This is a genomic window from Mesorhizobium sp. WSM4819 (assembly GCF_055811215.1).
Genome location: NZ_JBVVQO010000004.1, coordinates 94,473 through 104,596, shown reverse-complemented (window position 1 = coordinate 104,596; position 10,124 = coordinate 94,473). Strand labels below are relative to the sequence as shown.

The following is a 10,124-nucleotide window of genomic DNA, read 5'->3' as shown; positions in this document are numbered from 1 at the left end:
CATAGGCCTGCCAGTGCTCCGCCGCGCGTGCTTCGGGGCTCACATCACGAACCTTGGAGATGTCGAATACCGGTCCGCCTGCCGAAAGCTGTCGGGCCGCTGCGCGTGCCCGATCTATCCAGGTGTCAGGAGCCTCACCCTCGGCAACGATGCGATCCTCGACGATCGAAAGCCGAACCGATTTCGGCGGGGTCAGCGACGCCGTTAGCCGCTTCAGCACGAATTCCGGATCAAGGCTCTGATAGAATTGCCACTGTGAATGAACGCGGGCGGGATCGACCTGCGTTCCGGACAGCAGCGACTGCGGGTCGGCGGCAAGCGGGTCTCTCAGGCCGGCAATATAGAATTGGCCATCGCGCATCTTTTGTTCGGCAACGATGATGCCCGGCTGGGTACTCAGCCGCGACACATAGGCCTGCCAGCGTTGCCCGGATTGCCAGGAAAGAAAGAACCAACCGCCTGCTGGAATCAAAACCAGCAGGACTGCAGCCACCACCAGCCACGGAAATCCCTGGTTTGAGTCCTCCTGCTTCAGTTCAACGCAGGATTGCAACTGCGTCTCTATGCCGACCAACTGCGAACTGTCGCCGTCAAACTGCTCTAAAGCCTGGGAGTATTCATCATGGATGCGAAACAACACATCGCGAACGATTTCATGTAATTCCTCTGGCGGATTTCCCCGGATCACCGCGACCAAGGTCGCAAACGGTCCAACTTCCGACCAGAGCCGAAGCTCCCCGAAACGGATAGTGTCCAGGCCGCTCTGTTCTTTCTCGTTAAATGAGTCCTTCACAAAATCTTGAATTGCACTAAGCATCGAAGAAATGAGTTGAGGATCTTCGCTCGTTGCGTTATCGGCAGTTACATGCGCGATCAAAATCCCGGAATTGCGGTTGATAAGAAAGACATGCTCTACACGGTAGACAAGAGAATGCTTAAGAACAACTTCTGAGAAGCTTGCACCCGTTCTCCAAGCTTCAAATCTCCACTTCAGCCCGTGCCAGGTAAATATATGTCTTAAAGTTTCATTCAGCGACTGAAAGGTCTGATCGATCTTTTCCCCGATCGACTTGCGAATTGCCGGCAGAAACACCGGGTATAATATATCCGTAAGCGTGCGCGGGCTCTTCTGGATGGACCGCTGCACGGCCCTCTCGACAGCTGGCGCAAGGGCCTCGCCGAGTTGCGCATGAGGCGCACGTGCGGCTGCACTGGGGAGAACACCCCCCACTGCAGCCGCAAGCTGCTCAGGTTCGTCGAGCAGGTGCGCAACTCGTGAAAGCTCCGAAATTTCGCGGCCGACCAGCAACTGGCGCAGCGTCTCCATGCGAGGATCGGCGGTTGGAACTCCGTAGAGACGCGCACGATAGTCCGGATCGACGTTCCGGGCAATTTCGACCAAAAGATTAGCCAGAGCCTCGCGATCAATCTCTGGATCGTTCGAAGCTGCTCTTTGAGGAAGGCTGATTGGGTCGACGGTCGACGTCAAGTTCCGATCAACTCACTTTCCAGTTGCGTTCCGAGTTGTGCTTGCTGCCGACGGGATCCTGATTTAGACATTTTGCAACCTCGACAAACAGGCCGGCCAAAAGATTTCGGTCGGTCTTGACGTTGCTGAGATCGGAAAACATTTTCTCAATCAGCATCTGAATGCTTTCATTCTTTTGCTTGATTTCCTCACGCAGCAATTGATCGCTTCGATTTATCCGGTCCGCGACTTCGCGCTCAAGCTCGCTCAATTGATCCGACAACGCGCGCACCTGCTTTTCAAGCGCCTGATTTTGCTCGCGAAGATTCCGGTCAATCTCCTTGTCGGCCTCGGCTCGTGCATCTTTTTCGTTCCGCAATTGCGCCGCGAGCGATTCGACCTGCTTTTTTGCATTTGACTCGTACATTTCAAGATTGCGCTTGGCCTCGGATTCGACATCCTTGAAGCGCTGCAAGAACCGTTCTTCAAGCTTGGAAAAACGGCGGTCGTAGTCCTGCATCTGGTTGCCGAACAGCAGATCACGTATCTTGTCGACACCTACAGCGTCGCCGGAGACGCCGGCCTCTCGGGCCTGGACCCCCATGAAGGCCAGCCCGTTTCCATCTGCATTACCTATCAGATTTTCGTCCGCTTTACTTGCTGAAGCGGTACTCGAAGATTCCTTAGCCATCCTTATGCCCCTTCATTTGAACACCTGCCACAGTGCAAAACTCAAAAACGCCCAAACATGTCAGCAAAATAGCCGGCTCGCAAGCCGGAATCTTCTTGCCTTAAGCCAATTCGTGGGTCCCTTTTACATCTCTTGACTAGCGGCAAATGAACGGGTTCCGAGTTACGTCGCTCGCACATCTCTTCGTGATAGCAGGCACAACCGGCTAATCTAATCGACCATTTGACGCAATCTACTATAGAAATGAGTAATACAATGTCAATCTATAGCTACTGGGAACTCAATTAAGTAGCGCATATTCATTAGAAGTATCTAAAGTAGCCGGTCTGGCGGTGCACATACTGTCTCGCACCCGGCTGTATACTGCGACGATCAGCTTCCGGTGCGGGCCCAACGGTAGAAGGAAGGTCTTGTTTCGCACGGAGAATGGCTGTTCGAGAATGCACCTCGGAATCGAGGCGTTTCGATCGATAGCAGGGGAGCAATAGTCCCAATCACTGCAGTCATTCACACCAACGCTTCAGTGGGCTTGCATCTATTGCGTCCCGATTGCAAAAGACGTCAGGTTGCCATAGCTATTGCACGATGCCAGGGACCGCAGCTCGTGGTCATGGCGCCGACTCCGGGGATCGACGACATGAGTATGCGGCACGCTTGGCCTTGACGTCCCTCTGCGACAGCTGGCGCCCAAGCTCGGCGGCACGGATGCGAATGCTGCGCCCGGCTTCCAACATCGGTAGCACGACAGGAGCAAGCTCGCTCTGCAGCCAAATGGCGGCGTCGCGGCGGCTCGGAAGCGTTCGCAGGAGACTGTTTGGACGCAGTGTCGCTGAGGACCTTTTCCTTTGGCAGGAAATCGCCGGCTATGTTTCGGGACTCTTGTTCTGCCTTCGAATCAGGCGCGGGTAAGACGGCGTGGCGCATAATCCCTTGGTTTCAATCGTGGTTCCTGCGCACAACGCGGAGGTAACGCTGCCGCGCGCACTCGATTGCCTTGTCGATCAGGAAATAGTGGATTGGGAGGCGATCGTCGTCGACGACGTCTCCACGGACGCTACCGCCGCGATCATCGCCGGCTATGTGGAGCGCGATGCCCGGTTTCGGACGTTGAGCGCTTCTGCGTATAGCGCCGCCGGCGCGCGCAATAGCGGGATTTCGACAGCGCGCGGACGCTGGCTCATGTTCCTGGATGCGGACGATTGGGTGGACGCCGGCTTCCTTGCGAAAATGCTGGCCGCACTTGAAGCCGCGCCCGATGCGGTCACCGCCTATTGCGGTTCCCGGCGCGTGATGCCCGATGGCGAACTCACCCCGTCGAGCATCCCGACGGAGGTTGCGATCCAGCCCTTCGAAACATTCGCGCGCCGTTGCCCCATCCGCACTCACGCGCTGCTCGTCGACCGGAAGACAATTGTCGAGTTGGGCGGCTTCGATGTTTCGTTGCGCACCTGCGAGGACTGGGATCTGTGGCAGCGTCTGGCACGTCTAGGCAAACGTTGGGTGATGGTCGACGAACCGCTCGCTTTCTATCGGACCAGTCCCAACTCGCTCACCCGCAATTCGACACAGATGCTGGCCGATGCGGAAATCGTGATCGCCCGCGGCTTTTCTCCTGATCCCAGGGTCAAAAAGCCAGCATCGGCTCACGCCAATGGTGCGATCGAAACGAACGGCCGCACCGCTTCCGAAGCACTCGCGTGGTTCGCGTTGTGGAACGCCGCGTCGGATTGCGGCAGCGGCCGCCGCTCGATCAGCCCGCAGACCCTGCGCGCGCTCCCGGCAGGACGTAAGTGGGCGCGTGAGATCGCCAAGGTGGCCTTCGATGGCCTTATGGTAGAAAGCCTATCGGTGCCAGCGCAATTGGCCGCCAGATGGGACAGGTTCGGCGGCTCCCTCACCGAGTTGATCACCGAACTCGGCAAGGTCTGGGACGATCCCGTCGCGGGTCGCCGCGTCCAGTATCACCTTGAGGAAATGCTTCTCGACTTCGACGATCTTGCCGCGCCGCGCCGGCTGGCGCGGACGCTTGGAATTCGCGTCGATATTCGAAATCCGACCTCGATCGAAGTTCCGGAAGGAATCGATCAAATTTATGCCTATCTGATGATGGATAGCCAGATCGAGGCTGTCGTGCAGTTCGGCGTACTCGGGAAAGTGACAAGGCGCCATTGGATTGAATTGATCCAGAATGTCGTGGCCGCTGAGCGGCTTGTAGACAGTGCGGCAAGGTTTGCGAGACGATCGCCTGTACCGCAACAGGCCGCCGGCGCCGACACGTCAAACACGCTCGCAGCCGAGGCATTGTCAGCCACAGCTGAACGCGGACCCGATCCGGACAGCCACTTTGGCAAACTCGCGCGGTTGGCCGCGGAAGCGCGGAGGCTGGTTCGGTCGAGCGCCGAAGCTGCGGCGCTTCCTGCGGCGCCGCGCCGCGCACGGCCCAGGCACGACATGGATCGCACGTCGTTCTGGAATGGCTATTTCGCGACCGAGGATCCCTGGAACTACGGTTCCTCCTATGAGCAGGAAAAATATGAGCGGCAGCTCGAAATTCTGCCTGCCGGCCCGATCGGACGAGCGCTTGAGCTGGCCTGCGCGGAGGGGCACTTCACGCGGCAGCTGGCGCCGCGAGTAAGCCATTTGACCGCAACCGACATCTCCGCCGTAGCTATCGGGCGAGCGCGCGCGCGATGCAGCGATCAGCCGAATGTCGAGTTCGGCGTATTGGACTTTTGCGCGGACACGCTGCCTGGTGAGATGGACCTGATCGTCTGTTCGGAAGTGCTCTACTATCTGGATGATCTCGCCGAGCTGCGGCGCTTCGCCAAAAAAATCGTTGAGGCATTGGCGCCTGGCGGCAGTTTCATCAACGCACACGCATTCGTCTTACGTGACAATGTTGAAAGGACCGGCTTCGACTGGAACACATTCGGTGCACAAGCGATCTCAGAGACGCTGGCAGGGACCGAAGGTCTCGTCCTCGATCAATCGATCCAGACCGAGCTCTATCGCGTAGACCGCTTCCGCCGCCAGTCACCGGACGAGGCGGCGACGGAACCGATGATTGATCATGCGCCAATCCGCGCGCGCCTCGAAATCGGGGTCGCGCGAAATATCGTCTGGGGCGGGGCGCGGGCCCTGCGCCGCGACGTTGCGCGTAGCGAGCGGCGGCAGCGTATCCCTGTCCTCATGTATCACAGCGTCGCCGACGAAGGTCCGGCCGCGCTCGCCCGTTTTCGGCTCGCGCCCGCCGCATTCCATGGCCAGATGGCATGGCTGCGCGCCAATGGCTTTCACGCCATCATGTCCGAGCAGCTGGAACGGTTCATCGCCAACCGTCAACCTGTCGCCGGCCGCCCAGTGCTCATCACCTTCGACGACGGCTTCCAGAACTTTGCCGACCATGCCTGGCCGATCTTGCGGGCCAACGACCTGACCGCGGAAGTGTTCCTGGTGACGGACCTGGTGGGGGAAAGTGCACTGTGGGACGCCGACAGCGGCCCGCCGACGCCGCTTATGGACGCCGGCACGGTGCGACGTCTCGCCGCCGAAGGTGCGTTCTTCGGAAGCCATCTGGCGACGCATCGCGCCATCGATGGTCTGTCGAGTTCTGACCTGGCCGCCGAGCTCCTGCGCTCTCGCATGTTCATCGAACGGTGGACCGGTCGGCCAACCACGGCGTTCGCGGCACCCTTCTCTGTCACCGACCGACGGCTTGGCCGGCTGGCCAAGGAGTGCGGCTATCGGATCGGCTTCGGCGGCAGACACGGGCCGGCGGACCTCGATTGCGATCCCATCGACCTTCCGCGCTTCGAAATTCGCGGGGATCGCTCACTCGATGACTTTGTTGCCAGGGTCGAGGCGGTGCTCGAAGAGCGGTGAACTTGTCAGTGTCCCGCCTGTTTACCTCGTTCGCTAGTCTATTGGGCGACTTGGGAAACGGCTGACATCAGCTCCTGCGGGTTTGGCGCCCCAAACATGTATCGCCCACCCTCTGGAATCTCGGTGAAGCTCCAGCGGACGATCCCCTGCCGGTCCAGCAGGAACTGACCGACCAGTTGTCCGTGTCCGGTTGCGATCATCTGCTCGTCGGCTTCGGTCAGTTCGTAATGGTCCCTCTTGTTGAGGAGTTCGCTGGCCGCAATAGGATCCATAGGACCAGGCAACTCGCCTGGTATGTCGACCCGCATATCCTTTGCCGCTGCCATCGAGACCTTGTACGGCCAGTTCGTCTCGTTTTCGGTGAATTCGAGATTGGGCAGTCCAAAAGCACGATGTGATGCGCGTTCAGGGTCGGAGGCCGCAAGCAGATTCGGCATCGGGTGGTAGCGGAAATAGAGACGCGCCCGTTCGATCGGCGTGTTGACCACCGTCAGGCTCTCCACGCCCTTTTCGCGCAGCTCCGGATCAAGCCGCGCCTGGGCGGCGATATGGCGCCGGCAAAACGCACAATGCAGACCTCGAAACAGGCCGACCAGCACCGGCTTTTGTCCGCGAAAGTCGTCAAGCGCGATCTTGCCTTCCTGGGTAATGGCGTCGAGTACCACGTTCGGCGCACGGTCGCCCGGTCGAAGCGGTACCAAGTCGCTACGCGCGGACATTTCCAACCTCCGACCCCGGTTAATCGAGAAAAGGCAGCACCACAAGCGCTTCCGGGTCGAGCCCGTGCTGGGCGCATATACCCTGCGCCAAGGAAAAGTAGCGTTCGGCCTCGGCCAGATTGTCGAGGTCGAGATTGAGCGTTGCGAGACCATCATAGCACGGAAACAGCAGTTGGGGTTCGCCCGTTTCGCGGGCTACGTCCAGTGCTTCGTGGAACAAGCCAACCGCTAGTTCCGGATGGCCGTTGCACTGGTGGATCTGCCCAAGCACGATCAACGGCACCGGCAGGTGCTCGCGCTGGTCGAGCGCCCGGTCGATCTCGATGGCCTTCTCGGCAGCAGGCACGCCCTCCGTTGGACAGCGATCCGTGAAAGTACAACAAGCGACCGCCAGATTGGCGAGGAGGCGCGCCTGGAAACCCAAATCACCAATATGGCGCGCCACTTCAAGACCGCGCCGACAGACCTCCATCGCCTGTGCGGGATCGATGGTCGTGTAAAGCACGCCCAGATTGGTGTAACCGCGGCAGGCCGCGCCCAGCAGACCGGCGGCTTCGGCCAATTCAATGCTACGCTCAACCTGACGCACGGCTTCACGGTTTCGCCCAAGGCGAGCCAGCGCGACAGCCTTGGTATTAAGTGCCTCGGCGGTCACAAGGGTGGCATCACACCCTACCTCGGAGACATGCTCCGTCGTCAGAGAGCGTACGCAATCCAGCGCCGCGTCTGCCCATTTTGCCGCGAGAGCGTGATCTCCGCTACGGAACGCCTGTCGGCCACGTTCTTGCCAGAGATGCGCCTGCTCGATCGGGGCATCCGCTCCATCGAGGAGCGCTGCCGCTTCAGCATAGCGGGATTCTGCGTTGTCCCGCTTGCCGACGTCCCAGAGCAGCCGACCCATCTTTCGCAAAACGCGCGCCGACGCGACACGATTGGCTGACTCGCGGTATGCCTGCAACACCGTTTCGTAGTGGCGGTGCGCGATCTCGCGGCGGCCCATCGGCCCGCTCAAATCGGCAATGCGCTCTGCAATTTCCAGTTTGAGCGGTGTTTGCCCGATCGCGCTCAACGCAGTCAGTGCTCGCTCGTAGAAACGAAGTGCGTCGTCGTTGGCGTATATCATGCGAGCGCGATCGCCCGCCGCCTGCAGGTAATGCGCGCCTCTCTCCCGCTCGGCGCTCTGTGCGAAATGATGACCGAGCACGGTCAAATCCTCGAGCCGTTCCGGCTTGTCGCCGCACAATTGCTCCAAGGCAGCACCGACCCGCCCGTGGATGTCGGTCCGGCGTTGCAGGAGCAAGTTCTGGTAGATCACATCCTGCAGCAATGTTTGCGTAAAGCGGTAGCTTTGCGACGAGACCGAGCCTGATCCGGCAACTTCCTCGATGATTTCCGCATCGCAAAGCAGTTCGCAGCCGGCTTCCAGCCGGCCGGGGTCGGACGTCACGGCTTTCAGAACTGTGGCATCGAAGCGCGGGCCGATGACCGCGGCTTCCTGGGCCAACCGGCGCACCTCTTGGGGCAGCCGGTCGACGCGAGCAAGCAACATCGCCTGGATAGTGGCGGGAATGCCGGTTGCGACTTCGCCTGCCGCAGTCCGCCATCGCTGGCCCTCGCGCATCAGTACGCCGCGATCGATAAGGCCGCGGACGATCTCCTCTACAAAGAGGGGGTTGCCACCCGCGCGCTCGAGGATCTGGTCGAGAAGCCCTCCTGCGGAGTTTACCCAGCTTTCGCCGAAAAGCGCCGCCAGCAGGCTGCGACCTTCATCATTGTTGAGCGGCGAAAGCCTGAGCGCTGTGTGACTGACCCGGCTTGAGCCGAGCTGGTCGTTGTCCGGCGCCGGACGATGCGTGACCAGCAACATCAAGCGCGTCCGTTCCAACCTGTCCATCACGAAACGTAGTGCCTCGAGCGACACGGCGTCGGCCCAGTGCAGGTCTTCGACGACAATCAACAGCGGCGACAACGCAAGCCGCCGTTCGATGATTGTGCGGACTGCGTAGAGAATTTGCCGCCGCAGCTGCTCGGGCTCGACATGCTGCAAGGTGGCATCGGGGTCGCCAAGGCCGAGCACATGGTAGAGCAAAGGCATCAGCCGCTTCGCCTCCTCGCCCTCCAGGCCGAGATTCGCAAGCAAGCCTGCGAGCTTCCCCCGCATTTCGTCCCCATTGTCGTTCTGCATCATCCCGGCAGCGCTGCGCACCACTGCGCCCAAGGCGCCAAATGATTGTTCGCCCAGCGGTGAGCACGTGGCCAGCCGCACGGCGACGTTGCGAAAACGATCCTCGTCGCCGACGCGGGCGACGAACTCCTTCACCAGCCGCGATTTCCCGATACCGGCTTCTCCGACGAGGCGGACAAGTTGGGCCGAGCCGCCGCACGCCTGGTCAAGGCTGGCCAGCATTCTATTGAGCTCGGCACCACGACCTATCATCGGCGCACTGAGGCCGAGCACCTCGAGCCCACGTGCTGCACGCGGCGCCGCAAGCGGTGCATCCAGCCGATGGACGAGCACACTGCCAGCCTTGCCGCGAAGCACGACATCACCCAGCGACTCGTAAGAGAAGGCATGCCGGGTCAGCCTGTGAGTGAGCTCGCCTACCAGCACCTCACCCGGTGCGGCCAGCGATTGCAGGCGTTGCGCCGTATTCACTGTATCGCCGGTCACCGAATAGGATTTGGCCGTGCCGACGCCAAATCCGCCAGTGACGACCGGACCAGTGTTTATGCCGATATGGAGTGACAGAGGCGGGCCGGAGTGGCGGGTGCTTTCGCCGAGCCGCGCCGTCCGGGCGATCATGTCGAGAGCGGCGCGAAGCGCACGTTCCGGATCGTCCTCATGCGCGACTGGCGCACCGAACAAAGCGAGCAGTGCATCGCCGATGAATTTGTCGACGAAACCACCAAAGTTTCGCACGGCCGCCGTCAATTCCTTGAACAGTTCGTTCTGCAGCGCTTGCATGACCTCGGGGTCGAGCTGCTCGCTGAGTGTCGTGAAGCCGCAAAGGTCGGCGAACAGGACCGTTACCGTCCGGCGATCGGCGTCAGAGACGGGATACAGCCCATCTTCGCTTTCGATGTTCGGAAGCAGCGACGGATTTCGAGAAGGCTGCACAATGGTCCGGCTTGGCGTCGGAGCAGGCCGTTCGACGGCTTTTGCGGGCGCCCCGACGCTTGCCCCACATTTCGGACAGAACTCGAAATCAGGTGCGCAGCGGTAGCCGCAACTGGCGCATGGCACGGGCTGGCGCCTGCCACACCTCGGACAGAAAGCGTAACCGCCCTCAACCTCGAAACCGCAGCCCGAGCAGTCCATCGAACAAGACCTCACTAGGGGCCGTGACGGCGTGATCTCGCTACG

General features: G+C 60.4%; 4 protein-coding genes and 2 pseudogenes. 1 reads left to right on the top strand and 5 read right to left on the bottom strand.

The genetic code is table 11. The features are described from left to right. From AC0L18_RS05855 to AC0L18_RS05845, 3 genes and pseudogenes are all read right to left on the bottom strand, one after another. Positions 1–1,489: pseudogene (locus tag AC0L18_RS05855) on the bottom strand (OmpA family protein); the annotation flags it as partial. Between the two features lie 7 nt (positions 1,490–1,496). After that, on the bottom strand, positions 1,497–2,159 hold the full coding sequence (locus AC0L18_RS05850; protein WP_473491005.1) for a hypothetical protein: 663 nt from the start codon (positions 2,157–2,159) through the stop codon (positions 1,497–1,499). Positions 2,160–2,759: 600 nt separating this feature from the next. Continuing rightward, a pseudogene (locus tag AC0L18_RS05845) lies at positions 2,760–2,914 on the bottom strand (IS110 family transposase); the annotation flags it as partial. A gap of 160 nt (positions 2,915–3,074) precedes the next feature. On the opposite strand from AC0L18_RS05845, the gene AC0L18_RS05840 reads away from it, so the two are divergent. Beyond that, on the top strand, positions 3,075–6,041 hold the full coding sequence (locus tag AC0L18_RS05840) for a trifunctional glycosyltransferase/class I SAM-dependent methyltransferase/polysaccharide deacetylase (RefSeq protein ID WP_473491003.1): 2,967 nt from the start codon (positions 3,075–3,077) through the stop codon (positions 6,039–6,041). A 38-nt stretch (positions 6,042–6,079) separates the two neighbouring features. Here AC0L18_RS05840 and AC0L18_RS05835 read toward each other — a convergent pair whose 3' ends face one another. Then, the gene (locus AC0L18_RS05835; RefSeq protein ID WP_473491002.1) at positions 6,080–6,760 is read right to left on the bottom strand and encodes a peroxiredoxin-like family protein; all 681 of its coding nucleotides are present in this window, start codon (positions 6,758–6,760) and stop codon (positions 6,080–6,082) included. Between the two features lie 19 nt (positions 6,761–6,779). Beyond that, positions 6,780–10,079 carry an ATP-binding protein gene (locus tag AC0L18_RS05830; RefSeq protein WP_473491162.1) on the bottom strand — a complete coding sequence of 1,100 codons (3,300 nt, stop codon included), beginning with the start codon at positions 10,077–10,079 and terminating at the stop codon, positions 6,780–6,782. Between the last annotated feature and the right edge of the window lie 45 nt (positions 10,080–10,124).

Excerpts from the sequence above, each read along its gene's own strand:
- AC0L18_RS05850 (WP_473491005.1), bottom strand. The coding sequence starts at position 2,159 with ATGGCTAAGGAATCTTCGAGTACCGCTTCAGCAAGTAAAGCGGACGAA.
- AC0L18_RS05835 (WP_473491002.1), bottom strand. The coding sequence starts at position 6,760 with ATGTCCGCGCGTAGCGACTTGGTACCGCTTCGACCGGGCGACCGTGCG.
- AC0L18_RS05830 (WP_473491162.1), bottom strand. The coding sequence starts at position 10,079 with ATGGACTGCTCGGGCTGCGGTTTCGAGGTTGAGGGCGGTTACGCTTTC.